Source organism: Agromyces cavernae, from assembly GCF_021044935.1.
GTDB lineage: Bacteria > Actinomycetota > Actinomycetes > Actinomycetales > Microbacteriaceae > Agromyces > Agromyces cavernae.
In genome coordinates this window covers 127,236-148,581 of the sequence record NZ_JAJNMP010000001.1, presented here as the reverse complement: position 1 = coordinate 148,581, position 21,346 = coordinate 127,236, and the positions used below count along the sequence as shown (strand labels likewise).

General features: G+C 69.4%; 23 protein-coding genes. 13 read left to right on the top strand and 10 right to left on the bottom strand.

What is annotated here, in order from left to right:
* Positions 1–41: 41 nt before the first annotated feature.
* The gene (locus tag LQ757_RS00670; RefSeq protein ID WP_231045289.1) at positions 42–1,838 is read right to left on the bottom strand and encodes a cation:proton antiporter; all 1,797 of its coding nucleotides are present in this window, start codon (positions 1,836–1,838) and stop codon (positions 42–44) included.
* 11 nt (positions 1,839–1,849) lie between these two features.
* Positions 1,850–3,364, bottom strand: coding sequence for an amino acid permease (locus LQ757_RS00665; protein WP_231046273.1), 1,515 nt, complete (start codon positions 3,362–3,364; stop codon positions 1,850–1,852).
* Between the two features lie 221 nt (positions 3,365–3,585).
* Here LQ757_RS00665 and LQ757_RS00660 point away from each other — a divergent pair, with 221 nt between their 5' ends.
* Together LQ757_RS00660 and LQ757_RS00655 are read left to right on the top strand one after the other, a co-directional pair.
* Entirely contained in the window at positions 3,586–4,425 is an 840-nt protein-coding gene (locus LQ757_RS00660; protein ID WP_372459605.1) for a DNA/RNA non-specific endonuclease, read from the top strand.
* A 40-nt stretch (positions 4,426–4,465) separates the two neighbouring features.
* The gene (locus LQ757_RS00655; protein ID WP_231045288.1) at positions 4,466–4,792 is read left to right on the top strand and encodes an antibiotic biosynthesis monooxygenase family protein; all 327 of its coding nucleotides are present in this window, start codon (positions 4,466–4,468) and stop codon (positions 4,790–4,792) included.
* Between the two features lie 47 nt (positions 4,793–4,839).
* Here LQ757_RS00655 and LQ757_RS00650 read toward each other — a convergent pair whose 3' ends face one another.
* The 4 genes from LQ757_RS00650 to LQ757_RS00635 all read right to left on the bottom strand — a co-directional run bounded on the left by LQ757_RS00650 (position 4,840) and on the right by LQ757_RS00635 (position 6,988).
* A complete protein-coding gene (locus LQ757_RS00650) occupies positions 4,840–5,229 on the bottom strand; it encodes a GntR family transcriptional regulator (RefSeq protein ID WP_231045287.1) in 390 nt (129 codons plus the stop codon).
* Positions 5,226–6,134, bottom strand: coding sequence for a hypothetical protein (locus LQ757_RS00645; protein WP_231045286.1), 909 nt, complete (start codon positions 6,132–6,134; stop codon positions 5,226–5,228). Before LQ757_RS00645 ends, LQ757_RS00650 begins: the two co-directional genes overlap by 4 nt.
* 75 nt (positions 6,135–6,209) lie before the next feature.
* Positions 6,210–6,431: a hypothetical protein gene (locus LQ757_RS00640; RefSeq protein WP_231045285.1), complete on the bottom strand. Its 222-nt coding sequence runs from the start codon at positions 6,429–6,431 to the stop codon at positions 6,210–6,212.
* Positions 6,432–6,469: 38 nt separating this feature from the next.
* Entirely contained in the window at positions 6,470–6,988 is a 519-nt protein-coding gene (locus LQ757_RS00635) for a putative immunity protein (protein WP_231045284.1), read from the bottom strand.
* A 219-nt stretch (positions 6,989–7,207) separates the two neighbouring features.
* Here LQ757_RS00635 and LQ757_RS00630 point away from each other — a divergent pair, with 219 nt between their 5' ends.
* Both LQ757_RS00630 and LQ757_RS00625 read left to right on the top strand, forming a co-directional pair.
* On the top strand, positions 7,208–7,789 hold the full coding sequence (locus tag LQ757_RS00630) for a dihydrofolate reductase family protein (RefSeq protein WP_231045283.1): 582 nt from the start codon (positions 7,208–7,210) through the stop codon (positions 7,787–7,789).
* Between the two features lie 78 nt (positions 7,790–7,867).
* Entirely contained in the window at positions 7,868–8,137 is a 270-nt protein-coding gene (locus LQ757_RS00625; protein ID WP_231045282.1) for a hypothetical protein, read from the top strand.
* A 29-nt stretch (positions 8,138–8,166) separates the two neighbouring features.
* Here the strand turns inward: LQ757_RS00625 and LQ757_RS00620 are convergent, their stop codons facing one another.
* Together LQ757_RS00620 and LQ757_RS00615 are read right to left on the bottom strand one after the other, a co-directional pair.
* Entirely contained in the window at positions 8,167–8,955 is a 789-nt protein-coding gene (locus tag LQ757_RS00620) for a peptidase M56 family protein (RefSeq protein ID WP_231045281.1), read from the bottom strand.
* Positions 8,956–8,963: 8 nt separating this feature from the next.
* Positions 8,964–9,551 carry an RNA polymerase sigma factor gene (locus tag LQ757_RS00615; RefSeq protein WP_231045280.1) on the bottom strand — a complete coding sequence of 196 codons (588 nt, stop codon included), beginning with the start codon at positions 9,549–9,551 and terminating at the stop codon, positions 8,964–8,966.
* A gap of 135 nt (positions 9,552–9,686) precedes the next feature.
* Here LQ757_RS00615 and LQ757_RS00610 point away from each other — a divergent pair, with 135 nt between their 5' ends.
* The 3 genes from LQ757_RS00610 (at position 9,687) to LQ757_RS00600 (ending at position 11,718) form a co-directional block, all read left to right on the top strand.
* Positions 9,687–10,010, top strand: a complete 324-nt coding sequence (locus tag LQ757_RS00610; protein ID WP_231045279.1) for a YciI family protein — start codon at positions 9,687–9,689, stop codon at positions 10,008–10,010.
* The gene (locus LQ757_RS00605; protein ID WP_231045278.1) at positions 10,007–11,239 is read left to right on the top strand and encodes an RNA polymerase sigma factor; all 1,233 of its coding nucleotides are present in this window, start codon (positions 10,007–10,009) and stop codon (positions 11,237–11,239) included. Before LQ757_RS00610 ends, LQ757_RS00605 begins: the two co-directional genes overlap by 4 nt.
* 83 nt (positions 11,240–11,322) lie before the next feature.
* Positions 11,323–11,718: an SHOCT domain-containing protein gene (locus LQ757_RS00600; protein ID WP_231045277.1), complete on the top strand. Its 396-nt coding sequence runs from the start codon at positions 11,323–11,325 to the stop codon at positions 11,716–11,718.
* Positions 11,719–11,742: 24 nt separating this feature from the next.
* Here the strand turns inward: LQ757_RS00600 and LQ757_RS00595 are convergent, their stop codons facing one another.
* The gene (locus LQ757_RS00595) at positions 11,743–12,966 is read right to left on the bottom strand and encodes an AI-2E family transporter (RefSeq protein WP_231045276.1); all 1,224 of its coding nucleotides are present in this window, start codon (positions 12,964–12,966) and stop codon (positions 11,743–11,745) included.
* Between the two features lie 122 nt (positions 12,967–13,088).
* Here LQ757_RS00595 and LQ757_RS00590 point away from each other — a divergent pair, with 122 nt between their 5' ends.
* From LQ757_RS00590 to LQ757_RS00570, 5 genes are all read left to right on the top strand, one after another.
* A complete protein-coding gene (locus tag LQ757_RS00590) occupies positions 13,089–14,639 on the top strand; it encodes an FAD-dependent monooxygenase (RefSeq protein ID WP_231045275.1) in 1,551 nt (516 codons plus the stop codon).
* Positions 14,640–14,731: 92 nt separating this feature from the next.
* Entirely contained in the window at positions 14,732–15,193 is a 462-nt protein-coding gene (locus LQ757_RS00585) for a hypothetical protein (RefSeq protein WP_231045274.1), read from the top strand.
* Positions 15,194–15,270: 77 nt separating this feature from the next.
* Entirely contained in the window at positions 15,271–16,203 is a 933-nt protein-coding gene (locus tag LQ757_RS00580; protein WP_231045273.1) for an EamA family transporter, read from the top strand.
* 163 nt (positions 16,204–16,366) lie between these two features.
* Complete coding sequence (locus LQ757_RS00575) at positions 16,367–17,746, top strand: MFS transporter (RefSeq protein ID WP_231045272.1); 1,380 nt, start codon at positions 16,367–16,369, stop codon at positions 17,744–17,746.
* Between the two features lie 135 nt (positions 17,747–17,881).
* On the top strand, positions 17,882–19,264 hold the full coding sequence (locus LQ757_RS00570; protein WP_231045271.1) for a pyridine nucleotide-disulfide oxidoreductase: 1,383 nt from the start codon (positions 17,882–17,884) through the stop codon (positions 19,262–19,264).
* Between the two features lie 24 nt (positions 19,265–19,288).
* Here LQ757_RS00570 and LQ757_RS00565 read toward each other — a convergent pair whose 3' ends face one another.
* A complete protein-coding gene (locus tag LQ757_RS00565; RefSeq protein ID WP_308195524.1) occupies positions 19,289–20,191 on the bottom strand; it encodes a LysR family transcriptional regulator in 903 nt (300 codons plus the stop codon).
* A 151-nt stretch (positions 20,192–20,342) separates the two neighbouring features.
* Between LQ757_RS00565 and mmsB the strand changes: the two genes are divergently transcribed.
* Complete coding sequence (gene mmsB / locus LQ757_RS00560) at positions 20,343–21,269, top strand: 3-hydroxyisobutyrate dehydrogenase (RefSeq protein ID WP_231045270.1); 927 nt, start codon at positions 20,343–20,345, stop codon at positions 21,267–21,269.
* Positions 21,270–21,346 lie beyond the last annotated feature (77 nt).

Genomic DNA, 21,346 nt, shown 5'->3' with positions numbered 1-21,346 from the left:
CTGTCGGACCGCGGACACCGAGCGATAGGGGGAGCGGTGCCCTATTCCGCTCCCGGCCCCTTCAGTTCGATGCTTATCTGCTCGGCGTCGAGCTCCTCGAGGGCGGCACCGAGCGCGGCCGCGCTGAAGAGTCCCTCGTCGCGTGCGTCGAGCAGGGCCTCGCGCTCCGCGTGGATCATGCGCAGTCGCAGCTGCCGCACCTGCTCGGCATCGATCACGCGATCGGATGTCCCGTGGCCGCGGTCTGCGGCATCCGCACCGATCTTCGCATCGGTGGCCGGCGTCGGCTGCTCGGCGCCACCCGGCTCGGCGGCATCCCGCTCCTCGCCGGTGTCGTCGTCGGCGCCCTCGTCGGCCGACGTCAACCAGGCCGCCCGCATGCGCTCGGCGGTGGCACGCAGGCGCGGGTCGAGGGAGTCGTCATCGTCGAGTTCGTCGAACGCGGCCGCGCGCATGACCTGCTTCAGCTCGCGCCGCTCGGCGAGGGTGTCGCCGGGGTCGCGGACCGGCAGGAGCCACCGCACGAGCCACGGCAGCGTGCCGCCCTGCACGAGCAGCGATCCGACGGCGACGACGAACGCGATGAGGACGAGCATCGCGCGGCTGGGCGTGTCGGCCGGCAGGGTCTGCGCGGCGGCGAGCGTGACGACCCCGCGCATGCCGGCCCAGACCACGATCGTTCCCTCGCGCCAGCCGAGCGCCTCGTCGAGGTAGTAGTCGATGTCGGCGACGCGTCGGCGCACCAGGGTGCGGAAGCGCTCGGACTGCGCGGGCGAGGGCGCGCGGGGGCCGGTGGGCGAACGCCCGGCCCGGTCGACCAGCATCTGCTTGAACTCGCCGCCTCGCCGCGCGCGTCGTCCGAGCGCCGCGAGCAACGGCGCGACGTACGCCGCGCGAATGAGGATGACGGCGACGAACGCGATCGCCGCGATGCGGATCGCCGCCCACACGCCCTCGTGGGCGCGCTCGACCTCGTCGACGATGGCGGCCAGCTCGAGTCCCATGACGAGGAATACCGCACCCTCGAGCACGAGCTCGACCGTGCGCCAGCTCTGCACGTCCGAGAGCCGGTGCTGCGGCGTGAGGAACCGCGCCGCGCCCCGCCCCGTGATGAGGCCGGCGACGACGGCGGCGACGAGCCCCGAGGCGCCCAGCTGCTCGGCCGGGATCGACGCGATGAACGGCATCGTGAACGAGATCACGGTGTTCACGGTCGGGTTCGACACGCGTGCGCGAAGGCGCAGGTTGAGCCATCCGACGATCGCGCCGATCACGATCGCGACCGCCACCGAATACGCGAACGTGCCGACGACGCCCCAGAGCGTGACGGATGCCGCTGCGCCCGCGATCGCCGTGCGCAGCAGCACGAGCGCGCTCGCGTCGTTGAGCAGGCTCTCGCCGTCGAGCATCGCAGAGACCCGGGGTGACACTCCGAGACGTTTGACGATCGACGTCGCGACCGCGTCGGTGGGGCTGAGGATCGCGCCGAGTGCGATGCCCATCGCCAGCCCGAGGCCGGGGATGAGCCAGGCGAAGAGCACCCCGAGCAGTACCGAGGTGATCACGACGAGCACGACCGAGAGCCCGCTGATCGCGGTGAAGTCGCGACGGAACTCCATCGTCGGCATCGAGACCGCGGCCGAGTACAGCAGCGGGGGCAGCACGCCGGCGATGATCCATTCGGGGTCGACCTCGAACGGCGGTACTTCGGGGAGCAGGCTCACCCCGATGCCCAGGAGCACGAGCAGCAGTGGCGATGCGACGCCGAGCTTCGGGCCGATCGCGGCCGCGCCGGCGATCGCCAGCAGGGCGAGTACCGCGATGACGAGGAGTTCCATCGAGCCCGAGGCTACTCGTCGCCGTCGTCGCGGGGGCGGGGCGGGGGCGGGTTGTCGATCGCCGGCCGCTCTGCGACGACGGGGAACGCGCCGGTGTGACCCTCACGCTCGGCCGCCGCGGCCGCGATGCGCTTGCGCATCACGAACCAGCCGAGGATGAGCAGCGGGATGAGGATGACGGTCGACGCGAGCACCCAGCGGCCCGTCGGCGAGAACGCCATCGTCACGAGCACGAAGGCGAGGAACGCCAGGGTCAGGTAGCCCGTGAACGGCGCGCCCCACAATCGGAACGACGGTCGCTCGAGGATGCCCTGCTTCGCCCACGACACGAGCTTCATCTGGCAGATGATGATGGTCGCCCACCCGCCGATGATGCCGAGCGCCGAGACCTCGAGCACGATCTCGAACGCCTCGTCGGGCACGAACGCGTTGAGCCCGACGCCGAACAGCGTGATCACGCCGGTGAGCAGGATCCCGCCGTAGGGCACGCCGTTGCGGCTCATCACCTCGGTGAACTTCGGGGCCGACCCGTTCACGGCCATCGACCGCAGGATGCGCCCGGTCGAGTAGAGCCCGGCGTTCAGGCTCGACAGCGCGGCCGTGAGTACGACGAAGTTCATGACCGACGCCGAGATCGCCGCGGCCTCGGGCGAGCCGAGGTGCGAGAAGAAGGTCACGAACGGCGACTCGCCGGCCTCGTAGCTCGTGTACGGCAGCAGGAGCGAGAGCAGCAGCACCGAGCCGACGTAGAACACCGCGATGCGCAGCACGACGGTGTTGACGGCCTTGGGCATGACCTCGCGCGGCTTCTCGGTCTCGCCGGCGGCCGTGCCGACGAGCTCGATCGCCGCGTAGGCGAAGACGACGCCGCTGATCGCGAGGATCGGCGCGATGGCACCCGTCGGGAAGACGCCGCCGTTGTCGGCGATGACCGAGAAGCCCGTGGGCCCGACGTCGGTCTGGCCGTTGAAGACGATGAACACGATACCGACGATGAGGAAGATCACGAGCGCGGCGACCTTGATCGCCGCGAACCAGAACTCCATCTCGCCGAACACCTTCACCGAGACGAGGTTGAGCGAGAGCACGACGACGAGTGCGACGAGCGCGATCACCCACTGCGGGATCGCCTGCAGCGGCTCCCAGTACTGCGCCCAGAACTTCACGTACAGCGCGGCGGCCGTGACGTCGACGATCGACGTGAACGCCCAGTTGAGGAAGTACATCCAGCCGGCTGCGTACGCCAGCTTCTCGCCGTAGAACTCGCGCGCGTACGAGACGAACGAGCCCGACGACGGACGGTGCAGCACGAGCTCGCCGAGGGCGCGCAGGATGAGGAACGCGAAGAACCCGCACACCGCGTAGACGAGGATGAGCGCGGGCCCCGAACTCTCGAGCCGCCCGCCGGCGCCCATGAAGAGGCCCGTGCCGATCGCCCCGCCGATGGCGATCATCTGGATCTGCCGGGGCTTCAGCGTCTTGTGGTAGCCGTGCTCTTCACTTGAGAAGTCCTGCACGGCGAGCATCTCGTCGCCGACGCGTTCGCGATAGTTCTCGAGGTCGTCGACCGGGTCGTGGTCGGGCAGGTGTTGCGTCGTCATCGGCTTCCCCTTCCACCGATCTCGGAACCCAGCGCAGTAACCACGCGTGCCCCGTGGTCGGCAGGATGGCACGGCGAGGGCTCGTCCGCAACGGTCGCGTCCGCTCACGCCCGCGCGATGTGGGCGGGTCGTGGTCGAGTGGTCGCATGGCCTTCGATGCGCGGTTCCTGGGGGTGCGAGCGGCGATGCCGCGATTCGAGACGACGGATGTCTCGACCGGCGTCGTCCGCGAGGCCACGGTCGAGCTCGACTACATGCACTTCGCGGTGGTGCTCGACACGGCACGCCGCTTCGCGCGCGCGACGGGCGTCAACATCGACGGGGCGGCGCTCGTCGATCTCGACCGCGGCGGCGACGAGTGGCGGCTCGACGAGCGCATCCCCGCCGACTGGCAGGCCGGCCCCGAGGTGTATGCCCGCAACGACCTCGACCGTGGGCACCTCGTGCGCCGCCGCGACCCGGTGTGGGGCGACCCGGCCGTCGCCAAGAGGGCGAACGCCGACACGTTCCACTACACGAACGCCGCGCCGCAGGCATCGGGCTTCAACCAGTCGAAAGAGCTCTGGCTCGGCCTCGAAGACCACGTGCTCGAGCACGCCGCCGCGCACCGCCAGCGCCTCAGCGTGTTCACCGCTCCCGTGCTCGGCGAGGCCGATCCGCCGTACCGGGGCATCCGGGTGCCGCTGCGGTTCTGGAAGATCGCGGCGTGGAACGCCGGGGGCGACGCCGGCGACGACGGGGTGCTCGCCGCCGTCGGCTTCATCCTCGATCAGTCCCCACTCGTCGACACGAGGGACCTGCGCCGGCCCGCGCCCGGCGAGGCGCCCGCGGTCGGCCCGTTCCGCACCTTCCAGGTGCCCATCGGCGACATCGCCGTCATCACAGGGCTCCTCATGCACGACCTCGTCGCCGCCGACCGCCTGCCTGCGACCATCGCCGCAGCGGGATGGCGTGAGCTCGAGACATCCGCCCAGATCTTGCTCTGACGACCAAATATCGCAGCAATGATCCATCTAGCATGTGGTCATGTCGATTGCGCGTACGCCCGAGCCGCCCTATACGGCCGTCATCTTCACTTCGTTTCGCACCGGTGGTGACAACGGCTATGGCGTGATGTCGCAGCGGATGGTCGACCTGGCCTCGAAGCAGCCGGGATTCCTCGGGATCGAATCTGCGCGCGAAGGCCTGGGGATCACGGTCTCCTATTGGACCGACGACGCTTCGGCAGCAGCGTGGAAACAGGTGACCGAGCATGTGATCGCCCAGCAACGCGGTCGCGCGGTCTGGTACGAGGACTACCAGGTGAGGGTCGCCACCGTCAGCCGCTCGTACGGCCCCGACGGCCCTCGCTGAGGCTGGATCCTTCAGACACCCATCGGTGACATCGAGGGGACCGCGCTTCAGGTGCGGTTCGGTTTCGCAGTGTCGGCCGTGATTCGCTGCTCGGGCCAGATCGCGCGGAGGACGCGGATGGTGTCGTCGAGCCCGGTGCCGGCGCGAGCGCTGGTCTCAGCGAGGCGGCGGGCGGCTTCAAGCACGGGCCGGGGCGTAGTGGTCGCATTCTTGCTCACGCGGGTGCCGCCGGCGCGGGCTGTGAGACACCCCTCTGCTTCGAGTGCCTTGTATGCCTTCGCCACGGTGCCGGGGGCGACGCCGAGGTCCTTCGCGAGCTGACGCACCGACGGGAGGCGCTCGTCAGCGGCGAGCCGGCCCGACGCGACCAGCCCGCGGATCTGATCGCGGATCTGATCCGTCGGCGCGGCCGACCCCGACAGGCTGATCGTGATCATCGCGCCGGAACCGGGGCAGGACGGCGGGTCGGGATCGCCGAGAGCAGCACGGTGGCCCACAGCGCATATCCGAGCGCGGCGACGGCATAGGACGCACCGGTGAACACGGGCTGGAGTGCCGCGAAGGAAGTCCAGAACGTCATGCTCCCGCCGTCGACAGGGAAAGAGGCTCGCGCCGACGCGGTCCCGGCCAGCGAGCTGAAGATGAGCCCGAGATGCAGCAGCAGTGTCCCGGTTGCGACCGCGAGGACGTTGCGGGTGCGGGTTTTGCGCTCACGCACATCCCGAACCATGTCTTCCGCCAGCGCGGGGCGGGCGATGAGCGTCAGGTCGGTGACGGTGACCCCGATGACGACCGCGGTGAGGATCAGGCAGGGCACGGAGTAGAACCAACCGTAAATACTGGCGCCCATGCCTCCGGTGCCCAGCTCCACGTAGTACATCGAGTAGCGGCCCTCGGGGTCGGGCTGCGACGCGAACCCAGCGATCACGGTTGTCACGAGAATGATTGTGAGGACAACCAGGGGGCTGATGAACCACCACCGTCGCCCGAAACTCAGCGGCGTTCGAGGGGCGAGTTCAGCCGCTCCGTGTCCGCCCCGGCCGCGGACCGGAATCGCGAGGATCACCAGCGTGAGGACTCCTAGCAGCAGAGGAAACGTGAAGCGGTAGTCCGCGTACCAGCCCCAGAACCCACTCAGCAAGTCGAACGGCAAGAGCGGCACCGAGATCAGGCGGAGCGCTACGTCGCCCGACAGGGCAGTCAGCCCCGCCACCAGGGAGAACGCGGCGACCAAGCCGGTCGGAAGTCCATCTCGGCGACCCCTGATCAACCACCACACGATCGCGAGAACGAGTCCCGCCGCCATGGAACCGAAGACCAGGCTCCAGAAGATCCATGTCATCTCTCACCACCTCGCAGATGTGTCATCTGCACCATACCCGGTGTGTATCACCCAGTTGATACACACCGCCACACGTCAGCCGTTGACGAGCTGAGGGACGAAGATCACCGCGAGCACGACGAGCGGGATGAGTGCGAGCAACAGAAGCGCACGGTTGATTCGTCGGCGGCTCACCGTGCCTTTGGCGAACGATGAGCGAGTGACCTTGTCGAGGTTCGGAAGCAGCGCCTGGTAGGGCGGTTCAGATCCACGCGGGATCCGCTCAGCGCTCGGCGCGGAGGCATCTTCGTCTCCCATGACCTTCACCATAGCCCGGCCACGGGCGCCGCGAGCGGTCAGTCGTCGAATGCGTTCCAGCAGATCCCGCTGCGACGCCGCTGGTCGTCGAGCACCAGATCACGAACCTCGGCGGGAATCCGCTCTCGCTGCCAGTCGCGTTCCCGGACGCGTGCGGACTCGGTCTCGCCTTCCGGGGCCGAGGCGGCCGCCGCCCTGATCGCATAGGCAGCAGCTCCGAGGTCGTGGGCGGCGACGTGGGCGACGGCCACGGCTTGCCCGGCCGCAAGTGCGGCGAACTTCGCCGCATCAGGCAGTCCGCGAGCGGCGGCATTCGCGACGAACGCCGCCCGGTGCGCATCCCGCATGTGCACCTCGCCGCGGATCCAGGCCCGACCGACGCCGATGGCATCGCGTGGACGGGTGTCGCGCGGCTGCACCTCCTCGAACCGGGGAAGGACGTGCTCGGCGCAGAGCGCGGCCCACTCCGCGAGCAGCCGGTGATGCTCATCCGACAAGATTCCACCTCGTCGCACGGTGATCAGTTGAGGGTCGCGCTCGGCGGGCAGGATCGGCATTGCTCCATCCTGCCGCCCCGGTCGGTTCCGTTGCCGGCGTGCGCCGCCACGGCGCCCCAGATCCGCGGCCACGCGGCTTCCCGGGTCGTTCGCTCGGCGGCGGTGATCGTCGTCTCGCTCGCAGCTGGAGTTCCACCCGGGATGTCGATCTGCGCCACTCTCAGACGACGTCAGAGCAGAGGCGTCATCCTCGCCTCACCAACAGGAGGAACGAACATCATGAGCAAAGTGATCGCAGCGATCTCGATGTCGCTGGACGGATTCATTACCGGGCCGAACGTCACACGCGAGCATCAGCTGGGCGACGGCGGCGACGTGCTGCATCGATGGCTGGAGACCCCGGATCCGCGTGACATCGCCCTGCTGGAGGGGATGGCGGGCGGGGTCGGGGCCGTCCTCATGGGCCGCCGCTCCTACGACCTGGCCGAAGGCGACGGCGGATGGGGCGATGCGGGCCCGGTGGGCCCGGCACCGTGCTTCGTACTCACGCACGAAGCCCCGGCACCGGAGACCGTTCGTGCGCCCGGTGTGTTCACCTTCGTCACCGACGGCATCCGCAGCGCCGTGCGTCGAGCGAGCACAGCCGCGGGAACGAAGGTCGTCGCAGTGCACGGTGGCAGCGCCGCCCAGCAATGTCTCGCCGCCGGACTCATGGACGAGTTGCAGATCCACCTCGCGCCCGTCCTGCTCGGAGAGGGCACCCGCCTCTTCGAGCACCTCGGCGGTCGCATCGCTCTCGAGCGCACCGAGGTGGTCGCGACCCCGAACGCGACGCACCTTCGATTCAGGGTCGTCCGCTGACGTATCACGAGAGCGGTGGCCGTCGCGCGTGATGCATCGGGCCGGCCGAGGCTGAGCAGATATGCTGTTGTGGCGTCCGTGCAGATCGCGCGAGCCGGCGTCGTGCCGACGCCGTGGAACTGGGCGCCGTGTTGGGCGCTGATCGCGGTCATCGTGCCCTCGCTGCTGCAGATGCTGATGGTCGCGGCGGGAACGGCATCGACCAGTCATGACGTCGTGAGCGCGCTGGTCGGCCTCGACATGTTGCTGCGGTCGACCGCCGGGGTCTTCCTCGGGATCGTTGCGGTGGTGCTCGCCACCCGACCCGCCCGCGCTCGAACCGTGAGCATCATCTCGCCCGCGGATTGACCGCGGTGACAGGTCGTGGGCGGACGGGTTCACCCCTGCGGCGCATCGGCTGGCGGGCCGCTGGATGGTCCGATGGTGAACTCCCCGATCGGGGTCGTGCCGTCGGCTTCGTAGACCTGGATGGTGAAGCTCTTGCCGGCTCGTTCCTCCTGCCATCGCAGTGCGTCCTCGGGGGAAGTGAACCCTCGCGCTGCGGCAGTGCCATCGGCTTCCTCGAGGTCGGCTCGGTGGACGTAGCCTTCTCGCCCGTTGGTGGCGATGACGGCGATCAGGTCGGGACTGCCGTTGCCGTTCCCGATGCCGTAGGTCTGACCGGACTCATTCATCGCCCAGTCGGTGGACTGCTCGTTCACGTAGGCGAGCGTGAGTTCCCACGCCGCATCCGGTCCGGTGGCCAACGTGAACGCGTCATCCCGCAGCACGCTCAACGGGAACGGACCGAAGGCGCGTCCGGTCTCGGTGCCCGCGTCGTCTGCCGTGCAGGTCAGCGCCGCGCCGCCGGCACCGAGCTCATAGGTGGCGGCGGTCAGGCAGGTGACATCGACCCAGACACTGGTGGCCGATTCAGGTGCCGGGCCGAGGTCGATCGTTCGGGTCCCGGTACCGGTGACCGTGATCTCGTCGGCGACGGTGGAGGTGACTGGACCACCGGGCTGGCTGAACAGGTCGGCTGCGGCGAACGTCGCCCCGCCGGCGAGCAGCACGCCGAGCGTGCCACCGCCGATCCACTGCCACCGTCGGCGCCAACGCCGCACCCGCGCGTGTTCCGCCCGGTGCACGAGCTCTGTGCGTAGCGCCTGACGGAACTCGTCTGACATGCCCGGTGTCATCCTCCGACCTCCTCACCGATCGGCGCGGGTACGGACGCGGCCGGGGTTCGAAGTCGCGCCTTCACCCGTGACAGGCGTGTGCGTGCCGCCGATGCCGAGATGCCGACCGCCGTGGCGGCCTCGCTCGTGGAGTAGCCCTCGACCGCCGTGAGCATGACCAGCAGATAGTCGGTGCGAGGCAAGGCCCTCAGCTGCGTTCCGAGCTCGCCGTCGACGATGTCGAGCACCGGCATTCCGGCGACGGCTTCTCGCTCAGCCGATTCGGCATGCTCGCCGCGGGGCAGCGAGTCCAGCAGCGCCCGGTAGCGGCGCCTCGACCGGGCGACGTTCCGGGCACAGTTGGCCGCGGTCACCAACAGCCACGGCAGCACCGACCCGTCGATCACCCGAACCGAGCTCCGACGCCGCCAGAGTTCGAGGAACGCGGTCGCCGTCGCATCCTCCGCATCATGCACGTCCCGCAGGACCGCATACGCATGCCGGAAGACCCGATCGCTGTGCAGGTCGAACACCGCCCCAAGCGCCGCACCGTCACCACCGAGCGCACGAGACCACGACTCGGCCTCCGTCACTTGGCGCTCCATACCCTGAAGTGTCCAGCACGGACCGAAATGTTGCACCGGAACTTCGAAGCGGTGTCGTATTCGGGCAGCGGCGTTCGTAGAAGGAGTGAGAGGCTTCCCAAGAGCGGTGGCCACGAGCAGAGGAGATGATCTGAGATGCAGTACCTGATTTCCGTGATCGACGACAAGACCGCCTCCGGCACCCCCGATGAGATGGTTGCGATCGACGCGTTCAACGACCGGCTCGTGGCAGAGGGCCACTGGGTCTTCGCCGGGGGCCTCGCCGCACCGAGCTCGGCGACCGTGATCGACAACCGGGGCGAGGAGGCGATCATCACCGACGGGCCCTTCCTGGAGTCGAAAGAGTACCTCGCCGGCTTCTGGATTCTCGAGGCCGCCGACCTCGACGTGGCGCTCGAGCTCGCTACGGAGGGGTCGAAGGTCTGCAATCGCAGGGTCGAGGTGCGGCCGATCCTGTGAGCACCGTCGACGCGCGGGAGGCGATCACGCGGGCACACCGCGAGGAATGGGCGCGGGTGGTCGCCTCTCTCACCCGGCGGTTCGGTGACCTCGACATCGCCGAGGATGCGGCGGCCGAGGCGTTCGTGACCGCTGTCGAGCGGTGGCCGGCCGAGGGAGTACCCCCGAATCCCGGAGCCTGGCTGACCACCACCGCCAACCACAAGGCGATCGACCGCATCCGGCGCGAGAACAAGCGCGGCGAGAAGCAGAAGGAGGCTCGGATGTTGTACGACGACGACCCGCCCGAGCCCCTCGGCGCCATCGACGACGACCGGCTGCGGCTGATCTTCACCTGCTGTCACCCGGCGCTCGCGATGGAGGCGCGGGTGGCGCTGACGCTTCGCATGGTCGGCGGCCTCACGGTGCCCGAGATCGCCCATGCCTTCCTCGTGCAGGAGGCCACCATGGGTCAGCGCATCACCCGCGCGAAGGCCAAGATCAAGGCGGCCCACATCCCGTATCGCGTGCCGTCGGCTGAAGACCTCCCGGCACGCGTCTCGGGCGCGCTCGCCGTGCTCTTCCTCGTGTTCAACGAGGGCTACCTCGCGACGGGCGACGGCACCGATCCAGTCCGTCCCGACCTCACGGCCGAGGCGATTCGGCTCACCCGCATGATCCGTGCTCTCCTGCCGGAGAACGGAGAGGTGGCCGGGCTGCTGGCGCTGATGCTCCTCACCGAGGCACGCCGCACCGCCCGCGTCTCGGCGAGCGGCGAACTGGTGACCCTCGACGAGCAGGACCGCGGCGCCTGGGACGCGAAGCTGATCGCCGAGGGGCACGGGTTGGTGCGCGAGCGCCTCGCTACCGGCGATGCTCCGGGCCGCTACCAGATCCTCGCCGCGATCAACGCCGTGCACACCTCTGCCCGCGACATCCGCGACACCGACTGGTCGCAGGTCGTCGCCCTCTACGACCAGCTCGTGCGACTCGACGCCTCGCCCATCATCGCCCTCAACCGGGCCATCGCGGTCGCCGAGCTCGACGGCCCCGAGGTCGCGCTGGCCGCGGTCGAGCAACTCCAGGACGCGTTGGCCGGCTATCACGCCTACCACGCCACCCGCGCCGATCTGCTGCGTCGTCTGGGCCGAAGCCAGGAGTCACGCGCGGCATACGACCAAGCCATCGAGCTGGCGGGCAACACTGCCGAGACCGCCTACCTCACCCGCCGCCGCGACCAGCTGGGATAGCAGAGCTCTGGTGCCGGGTCGTGCCCGAGCGCTACTGTGACGAACACAGCACGGGCTCCGGCCCCGTGGGATTGGGGCAGGCCATGGGCTTCTGGAACAGTTTCTGGGACATCATCTGGTGGTTCTTCTGGATCTTCGCGTTCACGGCGTACCTGTTCGTGCTGTTCGCGATCGTCGCCGACCTGTTCCGCGACCACAAGCTCAACGGCTGGTGGAAGGCGGTGTGGATCGTCTTCCTGGTCTTCATGCCCTTCCTGACGGCGCTCGTCTACCTCATCGCGCGCGGCAGCGGCATGGCCGAGCGCAGTGCCGCGCGACAGCAGCAGGTGCAGGAGGACTCGGCCGAGTACATCCGGTCGGTGTCGTTCGCCAACCCGGCCGACGAGATCACGAAGGCCAAGGCATTGCTCGATCAGGGCACGATCTCGCAGGGCGAGTTCGACGCGCTGAAGGCGAAGGCGCTCGGCGACAGGTTCTGAGGTCCACGCCCGGTCGCGGGCACGTCAGCCGGCGGCAGCCTCGGGGTTCGGGGCCGCAGCAGGCTGGCCCGCCTTGCGGGCCTTGCGCGCGGCCTTCGCGTCGGCGTCGAACTTCGCCATGATCGCCTTGGTCTCGTCGAGTTCACCGAGCATCGGGCGGACCCACGACATCGACGGATTCGTGTCGACGAGCAGCAGACGCACGAGCAGGGTCAGCGGGATCGCGAGGATCGCGCCGATCGGGCCGATCACGACGGCCCAGAACAGCACCGAGAAGAACGTGATGGTCTGGCTCAGGTTCACGGCCTTGCCCACGACGCGCGGCTGGATCACCGACTGGATGACGCCGTTGATGACGCCGTAGACCACGATTACGGCGATCACCGTGGGCCAGCCGCCGACCAGCCCTCCGAAGATGATCGGCGGGATGATCGCGATGAAGTAGCCGATGTTCGGGATGAACGAGCAGACGAACGCGAGCAGGCCCCAGATGAAGGCGCCGGGGACCCCGATGATGAGCAGCGCGATCCAGTTGATGAAGCCCTGCGCCAGCCCGAGCACCGTCGTGACCACCATGTAGCGCCGCACGTTCGAGCCGTAGCTCACGAGTGAGACCGCGACGATCGGCCGCACAGGGTAGAGCTGCTGCAGCAGCGTCGGCACGAATCCCGCGTCCATGGCCATGAGCAGCAGCATCGTGAAGACGATGACGAGGATCGAGACCCAGCCCGTCAGTCCGCCGACGAGCCCCCCGAGGAACCCGATGAGCGAGGAGGGGTCGAAGCTCGAGGCGATGTCGTGCAGCTCGTCGGCGTTGATGCCGATCGACGACAGCCAGTCCGCCGCCGATTGGCCCCATGCGATGATCTGGTCCTTGAACTGCGGCAACAGCTCGGCGAACTGCGTGATGGCCACGAGCACGGCGTAGCCGAACGCGATCAGCAGCAGGGTCACTGCCGCGATCACCGACCCGGTGGCGAGGCCGCGCGGCACGCCGCGCTTCTCGAGCGCGATGCGCAGCGGGTGCACGCAGATGGTGAGCACCAGGGCGAAGAAGACCGGGGCGAAGATCCCCCCGATCGCGGCGATGCCGAACGCGGTCACGACACCACCGGCGAGTCCCAACAGGATGTACGCGTTGCGGTGCTGGCTCACGTGCACGCCGGCGGCCGCGCGGGCCGCAGTCGCTTCTGCGTCAGCCTCGGCTTCGTCTGCGTCGCTCTTCGACCGCTTCCTGGTCCACCACATCGAGGGACTCCGATCCGCGGGCGGCACAGACCCGCGCTCGTGCTCACACTAGCGAGCCGGTGCGGTCGCGGTCATCATCCAGTTCGCGTGACGTCGACGCGCCCCGGTGGCACAGTGGAGGCATGGCGGCCGCTCGCGAGGAGCTCCACGCCGACGTGCTGGTCGTCGGCGTCGGCCCCAGTGGGCTCATGACCGCCGTGTGTCTCGCGAAGCTCGGCGTCGACGTGCTGATCGTCGACGGAAAGCAGGGTCCCACGCGCGAGTCGCGCGCGCTCGGCGTGCAGGCGCGCTCGATGGAGATCTACGACCAGCTCGGCCTCGTCGATCGCGTGCTCGCCGAGCGTGCTCCGGCGCCGGCGGTCGTGCCGGGTGCCGGGCGCCACGCGTTCGGCCGCGTCGAGTTCACGGGGCTCGGCGAGGGAGTCTCGCCGTACACCGAGATCACCGTGTTCGAGCAGAGCCGCAACGAACGGCTGCTCGTCGATGCCCTCGGCGACCTGGGGCGGGAGGTGCAGTGGGGGCACACGCTCGAGCGGCTCGAGGTCGCCGACGCCGGGCCCGGCCGGGAACCCGACGATGAACGCCGCGGAGGGACATCCGTCATCGCGACGCTCTCGGGGCCCGACGGCGAGGTGATCGTGCGCGCCCGCTACTGCGTCGGCGCCGACGGGTCGCACTCGCGCGTGCGCGAGTCGCTCGGCATCGCGTTCGAGGGGGTGACGAACGCCTACACGTACTACATCGCCGACGCCGGCGAGGTGACCGGGCTCGTCGACGACGCGGTCAACCTGCGGTTCACGGTCGAGCACTTCCTGCTCGCGTTCCCGATGGGCGAGCGACGCATGCGCCTGCTCGGCATCGTGCGCGACTCCGATCTCGATGCCGAGGGGCACGTGCCTGAGGCGAACGTGCGGGTGCTCATCGGGCGCGAGTTCGGGGTGGAGTACGCCCACACGTCGTGGTTCACGACCTACCGGGTGCACCATCGGCTGGCGGGGAGGTTCCGTGAGGGACCGTGCTTCATTATCGGCGACGCCGCGCACATCCACTCGCCGGTCGGCGCGCAGGGCATGAACACGGGACTGCAGGAGGCGCACAACCTCGCCTGCGCGCTCGCCGATGTGCTCGTCGGCGGCATGCCCGAACGCCGTCTCGACCGGTTCGAGGCCGAGCGCCGTCCGGTCGGCGCCACCCTGGTCGCGACCACCGATCGCCTCTTCGCGAATGTCACGTCGGAGTCGCGCTTCGTCCGGTTCGTACGCGGCCGGGCACTGCCGTTCTTCGGTCCGCTCGGCGTGCGGCTCGTGCCACGGCTGGTCGGCGGCCGGATCTTCGGGTACCTCTCGCAGACGCGGATCCACTATCGGATGTCCCCGCACGACGTACGGCGCGACCACGTCGTGGGGCGCCGACTGCCGTGGACGGGCGACAACTTCGACGTGCTCCGCTCGATGACGTGGCAGGTGCACGGCTACGGCGTCTACGCACCCGAGGTGCACGCGATCGCCGCGTCGGTCGGCCTCGAGGGGCACGCGTTCGGGCCCGACCCGCACGGGCGGCTCGATCCCACTCTCGTGTACCTCGTGCGGCGCGACGGGTTCGTCGCGGCCGCGGCACCCGCTCGCGCCGTTCCCGGCGGGCCGCCCGCGTTCCGCGAGCAGCTCGCGGGCTGACCGAGCGGCGTGACAGAGTGGGCGACGATGCCCGGGTGCGCGATCCTGACGCCGGGCCGGCCAACGGGCGTGAGGCCCGAGAGAGGCACGGCATGATCATCGACATCGTTCCCCCGGAGGGCGTCGGCCCGGTCCGGATCGGTATGACCATGGACGAGGCGCAGCTCGCGCTCGCGGCCATCGACGGCTACCGCCCGCCGTCCGGGTCGATCGAACCGTCCGCGACCTACGACAGCGGGATGTCGATCGAGCTGGAATCCGCCCTCGATGGAACCGTGGGCGCGATTCAGGTGTACCGCCCTCACAGCCCGGTCCGCATCGAGTACCGCGGCATCGACCTGCTGCGAACGCCGGCCGCGCGGGTCGTGGAACAGCTCGCAGAGATCACCGAGCTGGAGGAGGACGAGGGCGGCCGCAGCTTTGTGGCTCCATCGCTCCTCCTGTCGTTGTGGCGGCCGTTCGTGGAGGACCAGAACGCCGACGAGGAACAGGGCCATTTCTTCCAGTCGGTTCTCGTCGCGCAGCCCGGCTACTATGACGGGCCGATGGGCTGAGCGCCGAGGGCGCCCGGCGTGCCGGCCGGCGATCGGCGCCTTCTCCTGAGGTGCCGCGCGCGGCGTATCGTCGAACGGTGACCCCCGATCCCGCCCAGCCGCAGACGACGGATGCCTCGCTCCGGCGCCGTCGCTTCGCCGGCGCCGCGACGCAGCTCGGCACCGAGGTGTCGATCAACTTCGGCTCGTCGCTCGCGGGCCTCGTCATCCCCGTGGTCGGGTCGTTCGTCGTCGTCGCCGTGCGCCAGATCGTGATGGTCGCGGCCGTGCTGCCGTTCTACCGGCCCAAGCGCACCGAGCTCACGTGGCAGCGGTTGTGGCCGGCGCTCGCGCTCGGCGTCGTGCTCGCCATCATGAACCTCGCGTTCTACGAGTCGGTGCATCTGCTCGGGCTCGGCATCGCCGCGACGATCGAGTTCCTCGGCCCGCTCGCGATCGCTCTGCTGACCTCGCGACGACTGCTCGACGTCGTGTGCGCGCTCGCCGCGGGCGCCGGCGTGGTGCTGCTCATCGGGCCAGGGGCCTCGGACGCCTCGGCGATAGATCCGTGGGGCGTGGCGCTCGCTCTCACCGCGGCGGCGGCATGGGCCGGGTACATCGTGCTCACCCGGCGGGTTGCCATCGGGTTGCCAGGGCTCCAGGGACTCACGGTCGCGAGCATCGTGAGCCTCGCGCTCCTGCTGCCGTTCGCGATCGCGACGTTCGACGCCGGTGTCATCGACTGGCGCATCGTGGGCCTGCTCGTCGGGGTCGGCGTGCTCTCGTCGGCGCTGCCCTACAGCCTCGACACGTACATCCTGCGGCGCATCAGCCCGCGCCTCTACGCGATCATCACGAGCTTCGCCCCCGTGATCGCGGCGATCTTCGGGTGGCTCGTGCTCGGCGAGACGTTCACGCTCACCGAGGCCATCGCGATCGGCGTCGTGTGCGGCGCTGCCGGCACGGCCATCGCGACGCAGCGCGATCGCCCGAAGTCCGACCTCGAGCAGACCGCCGAGGGCATGGCCTGACGGGCGAACCCGGACACCGGGACATCCGCTCGCCCGCTCGCAAATGTGCATTCCTGCACATCGGGTGTGCGAGATGCGTCCTTGCAAGCGCTTCCGTGACTGGCAGAATCACCTGAGCGCGGTCCCCATCACTCGCGCGCAGACTACAAGGAGGTAGTTCCCCATGACAGCCGGCGTTTCGGTCCCATCAAGCGGATCCAAAGGTTCATCAGCCCCCAGCGGGCTACGCAAGGTCGTTGGCGCCTCGATGGCAGGCACCATCGTCGAGTGGTACGAGTTCTTCCTCTACGCCACTGCGGCGACCCTGGTCTTCAACGTCATCTTCTTCCCGCCGAGCGAGAACCCGCTCGACAACATCATCAAGGCGTTCCTGACCTACGCCGTCGGATTCGTCGCGCGCCCGCTCGGCGGCATCGTCTTCGGCCACTTCGGTGACAAGTACGGCCGCAAGAAGCTGCTGCAGGTCGCGATCATCCTGGTCGGCGTCACGACGTTCCTCATGGGCTGCCTGCCCACCTTCGACGCCATCGGCTACGCCGCGCCCATCCTGCTCATCGTGCTGCGCTTCTTCCAGGGCTTCGCGGTCGGCGGCGAATGGGGCGGCGCGGTGCTGCTCGTCGCCGAGCACTCGCCCGACAAGCAGCGCGGTTTCTGGGCGAGCTGGCCGCAGGCCGCGGTGCCCGCCGGCAACCTGCTCGCGACCGTCGTGCTCCTCACGCTCTCGTGGACCCTCTCCGAAGAGGCGTTCCTCAGCTGGGGCTGGCGTGTCGGCTTCTGGCTCTCGGTCGTGATCGTGGCCGTCGGCTACTACATCCGCACGAAGGTCACCGACGCCCCGATCTTCCTCGAGGCGCAGGCCGAGGTCGAGGCCGCCAAGAAGACGAACTACGGCGTCATCGAGGTGCTCAAGCGCTACCCCCGCGGCGTCTTCACCGCCATGGGCCTGCGGTTCGGCGAGAACATCATGTACTACCTCGTCGTGACCTTCTCGATCACGTACATGTCGGCGCACCTCGGCATGGACACCTCGACGATCCTCACGCTCGTGCTCTTCGCCCACGTCGTGCACTTCTGCGTCATCCCGGTCGTCGGCCGGTTCAGCGACAAGCTGGGCCGCAAGCCGGTCTACGCGGCCGGTGCCGTGCTCGCGGCCGTGTGGGGCTTCGTGGCGTTCCCGCTGTTCGACACGCAGAACGATTGGCTCATCGTCGGCGTGCTCATCCTGGGTCTCGTCATCCACGCCCTCATGTACGCCAGCCAGCCGGCGATCATGGCCGAGATGTTCCCGACCCGCATGCGCTACTCGGGCGTCTCGCTCGGCTACCAGGTCACGTCGATCGTCGCGGGCTCGCTCGCCCCGATCATCGCGACCATGCTGCTGTCGACGTACGGCAGCTGGGTGCCGGTGGCGATCTACCTCGCGCTCGCCGCGGGTGTCACGCTCGTCGCCGTCGCGGCGCTGCGTGAGACCGTCGGATCGTCGCTCCGTGCGATCGATGAGGCCGACCGCGCGAAGCTCGCCGAGGAGAAGGTCGGCGCGTAAGCGGGATTCACCCGTCGGATGCCGCGGGCGGCCGGTTCTTCGGAGTCGGTCGTGCCGCGGCATCCGCGTGTTCGGGGTGGCGGCGCGGCGAAGCGCACCGTAGACGCGCCGGAGCCGACATGCTTCAGTGGTCACGTGACCCGAGTGGTCGAAGCCGATTATCTCGTAGTGGGGGCCGGCGCCACGGGGATGGCGTTCACCGATACCCTGATCGACCACGCCGATGTCGGCGTGGCGATGGTCGACCGTCGCCACGGCGTCGGCGGGCACTGGCTCGAGGCGTACCCGTTCGTTCGCCTGCACCAGGCCTCCGCCTTCTACGGCGTCGCATCGACACTCCTCGGCCGCGGACGCGTGCAGCGGCAGGGACCGGAGGCGGGCCTACAGGAGCGGGCCACGCGATCGGAGATCTGCGCCTACTACGAGCGGCTGCTGGCTCGGCTACAGGAGTCGGGTGGGGTCGAGTTCTTCGGCAGCTGCGAGTACGTGGGTGACCGCACCTTCGTCTCGCGCATCTCCGGTGAGTGGTTCGCCGTGCCCCAACACTGCCGGATCGTCGACGCCAATTACCTGTCGCCCCGCATCCCGGCCGAGAAGCCGCCGCCGTTCGACGTCGCCGATGACGCCCGGGTGATCCCGGTGAACGAGCTTGCGCGGTTGCAAGCGGCTCCCAGCCAGTACGTGATCGTCGGGTCGGGCAAGACCGCGACCGACACGTGCGTCTGGCTGCTGGCGCACGGTGTGGACCCCGATGCGATCTGCTGGGTGCGGCCACGTGAGCCGTGGATGCTGAACCGGGCTGTGGTCCAGCCCGATCCCGTCGTCTTCATCGGCATGGTCGCCGACACGATGCAGGCGGCGGAGGAGGCGGCGTCGCTGGAGGACCTGTTCCTCCGACTGGAGGATGCCGGCATCATGCTGCGCATCGACCCGTCGGTCGTACCGACGATGGCGAAGACGCCCACCCTGGCCGAATGGGAGCTCGAGGTTCTGCGCACGATCGAGCATGTCGTACGCCTCGGGCACATCGACCGGGTGCAGCGAGGGCGGGTCGACCTCGCGGGCGGGTCGATCGCGATCGCCGACGACGCGATCGTGGTGCACTGCGCCGGGGAAGGATTGAGGTACCCGCCGCTCGTGCCGGTCTGGGGACCGGAGGCGATCACGCTCCAGCCGATCAGGGCCGGCTTCCCGTGCTTCGGGGCAGCGTTGATCGGCTACGTCGAGGCGACCCGCGACCACGACGACGAGAAGAATCGGCTGTGCCCGCCATCACCGTTGCCCGATTCCATGGCCGGCTGGGCGCGGATGAGCGTCCTCGGCGCACGTGCCGCCGCGGCGTTCGGATCCGAGCCCGACATCAAGGCCTGGGCTGATCGTGTCGCCCTCAACCCGGCGCGCATCCCGCCAGAGCGTGCCGGATCCGCCGAGCTGCGCGCCACGCTCGATCGCGTGCATGCCCACACGCGACCTGGGCTGGCCAGGCTGGCCGAGCTCGGCGGGGTCGAGCCGAGCTGAGCAGAGCGGCCTGGCCGCGCCTGTTCAGGCGGGTGACGTCGCCACAGCGAACGCCTGCGCGTCGTGCTCGACGAGCGCGCGGAACGCCGCGGCGACCGCCGGGTTGCGCAGGCTCTCTTCACGGGTGACCGCCCAGTACGCGATCGGGTGGTGGTACTCGTCGGCGAGGATGCGGCGCAGCCTGGGGGCGAGGCCGGCGACGTAGTCGGGCATCAGTCCGATGCCCGCACCCGCGACGGTTGCGGCGAGGTGCGCGAACACGTTCGTCGAGCGCATGCTCGGCAGCATCGGGGGCAGCTCGTCGACGGCGAGGTCGAGCTCGTCGATCTGCAGGGCGGACTCGATGTAGTAGTTCAGCCGGTGGCCGCGCATCTCGGCGATCGTGCGCGGCTCGCCCTGCTCGGCGAGGTAGGCCTCGCTCGCGTAGAGCGCGAGAGCGTACTCGAACACCGGGGTCGCGAGCGCCTTGCGCACATCGGGGCGGCCTACCGCCACCTCGATGTCGACGCCCGACCTGGTCTGCCGCACGCGCTGCGTCGCGCTGAGCAGCTCGAACGAGAGCCCGGGATTCGCCACCTGCAGTGGAGCGAGCGCCGGAACGGCGTAGAGCGCGGTGAACGCGTCGGGCGCGGCGATGCGCACGAGACCGGTGAGGCCGGGCTGGTCGACCTCGACGAGCGAGCGCAGGTCGGCCTCGATTCGCTCGGCGGTCGCCATCGCCCGAGCGCCGAGCGCCGTCGTCTCCCAGCCGCCGGCGCCACGGGTGAGCACATGCCCGCCCATCGCCGCCTCGAGCGCGGCGATGCGTCGCGAGACCGTGGAGTGGTTCACGCCGAGCACCTGCGCGGCGGCGGTGTAGCGGCCGAGGCGGGCGACCGCGAGGAACGTCATGAGCCATTCGGGGTTCGGGTCGCGCGTTGAGATCACCCGACCATCGTGCATGAATGCACAGGCGGGGTGCAAGATTCGAGGGTTTGCGCCTTTGGCTGTGCGTTGATCATCACCGTATGGTGAGTCTGCGCGGAGCCGTCGGGGGAGGGCGCCGCGTCACGAACATCACGATGTCAAGGAGGACACGATGGCGGCGATCGCATGGATCGGTTTGGGCAACATGGGCGGTCCGATGACCGCGAACCTGGTCGGAGCGGGCCACGACGTCGTCGGGTTCGACCTCGACGCCCGGGCGAACGAGGCTGCCGCCGCGAACGGGGTGCGCATCGCGACCTCGGTCGCCGACGCCGTGCGCGGCGCCGACGCGGTGTTCACGATGCTGCCGAAGGGCGAGCACGTGCGGGCCGTCTACGAGGGCGAGGGCGGCGTGTGGGCGAACGCGCCCGCGACGGCGCTGCTGCTCGACAGCTCGACAGTCGACATCGAGACCTCGCGGTACTGCCACGAGGCCTCGGCCGAGCGAGGATTCCGGTTCGTCGACGCGCCGGTCTCGGGCGGCATCTCGGGGGCTGCCGCAGGCACCCTGACGTTCATGCTCGGCGGCGCCGAGGCCGACGTCGCCGAGGCGAAGTCACTCGTCGACCCGATGGCCGGCAACGTCTTCGCCGTCGGCGGCGCCACCCAGGGCATCGCCGCGAAGCTCGCCAACAACATGATGCTCTTCATCTCGCTCGTCGCCGCGGCCGAGGGCTCGCAGCTGGCATCGAGCCTCGGCATCGACCCGCAGACGTTCTGGGACATCGCGCGCGTCTCGTCGGCCGACTCGTGGGCGATGCGCACGTGGTACCCCGTGCCCGGCATCGTCGAGTCGTCCGCGGCGAACCGCAACTTCGACGCGACGTTCGCCACGACTCTCGCGCTCAAGGACGTGGCGCTCGCGCTGGGCGCCGGCGACGCCGCAGGGCTCAGCCTGCCGGCCGCGCAGCTCGCGCGCGAGCAGTTCGAGCAGCTCATCGCCGAGGGCCTCGGCGGCAAGGACTGCAGCCTCATCGCCAAGCTCGTGCACCCCGACGGCGCGGTCGCCGGCTACGAGACGGCACCTGCCGTGGGTTGAGGAGCGACGAAGGAGCGTCTCGAAACCGCCCGCCTTCCGGGTTTCGAGACGTCGCTTCGCTCCTCCTCAACCCGCCG

Coding starts and splice junctions, on each gene's coding strand:
- LQ757_RS00670 (WP_231045289.1), bottom strand. CDS start 1,838: ATGGAACTCCTCGTCATCGCGGTACTCGCCCTGCTGGCGATCGCCGGC.
- LQ757_RS00665 (WP_231046273.1), bottom strand. CDS start 3,364: ATGCTCGCCGTGCAGGACTTCTCAAGTGAAGAGCACGGCTACCACAAG.
- LQ757_RS00660 (WP_372459605.1), top strand. CDS start 3,586: ATGGCCTTCGATGCGCGGTTCCTGGGGGTGCGAGCGGCGATGCCGCGA.
- LQ757_RS00655 (WP_231045288.1), top strand. CDS start 4,466: ATGTCGATTGCGCGTACGCCCGAGCCGCCCTATACGGCCGTCATCTTC.
- LQ757_RS00650 (WP_231045287.1), bottom strand. CDS start 5,229: ATGATCACGATCAGCCTGTCGGGGTCGGCCGCGCCGACGGATCAGATC.
- LQ757_RS00645 (WP_231045286.1), bottom strand. CDS start 6,134: ATGACATGGATCTTCTGGAGCCTGGTCTTCGGTTCCATGGCGGCGGGA.
- LQ757_RS00640 (WP_231045285.1), bottom strand. CDS start 6,431: ATGGGAGACGAAGATGCCTCCGCGCCGAGCGCTGAGCGGATCCCGCGT.
- LQ757_RS00635 (WP_231045284.1), bottom strand. CDS start 6,988: ATGCCGATCCTGCCCGCCGAGCGCGACCCTCAACTGATCACCGTGCGA.
- LQ757_RS00630 (WP_231045283.1), top strand. CDS start 7,208: ATGAGCAAAGTGATCGCAGCGATCTCGATGTCGCTGGACGGATTCATT.
- LQ757_RS00620 (WP_231045281.1), bottom strand. CDS start 8,955: ATGTCAGACGAGTTCCGTCAGGCGCTACGCACAGAGCTCGTGCACCGG.
- LQ757_RS00615 (WP_231045280.1), bottom strand. CDS start 9,551: ATGGAGCGCCAAGTGACGGAGGCCGAGTCGTGGTCTCGTGCGCTCGGT.
- LQ757_RS00610 (WP_231045279.1), top strand. CDS start 9,687: ATGCAGTACCTGATTTCCGTGATCGACGACAAGACCGCCTCCGGCACC.
- LQ757_RS00600 (WP_231045277.1), top strand. CDS start 11,323: ATGGGCTTCTGGAACAGTTTCTGGGACATCATCTGGTGGTTCTTCTGG.
- LQ757_RS00595 (WP_231045276.1), bottom strand. CDS start 12,966: ATGTGGTGGACCAGGAAGCGGTCGAAGAGCGACGCAGACGAAGCCGAG.
- LQ757_RS00590 (WP_231045275.1), top strand. CDS start 13,089: ATGGCGGCCGCTCGCGAGGAGCTCCACGCCGACGTGCTGGTCGTCGGC.
- LQ757_RS00585 (WP_231045274.1), top strand. CDS start 14,732: ATGATCATCGACATCGTTCCCCCGGAGGGCGTCGGCCCGGTCCGGATC.
- LQ757_RS00575 (WP_231045272.1), top strand. CDS start 16,367: ATGACAGCCGGCGTTTCGGTCCCATCAAGCGGATCCAAAGGTTCATCA.
- mmsB (WP_231045270.1), top strand. CDS start 20,343: ATGGCGGCGATCGCATGGATCGGTTTGGGCAACATGGGCGGTCCGATG.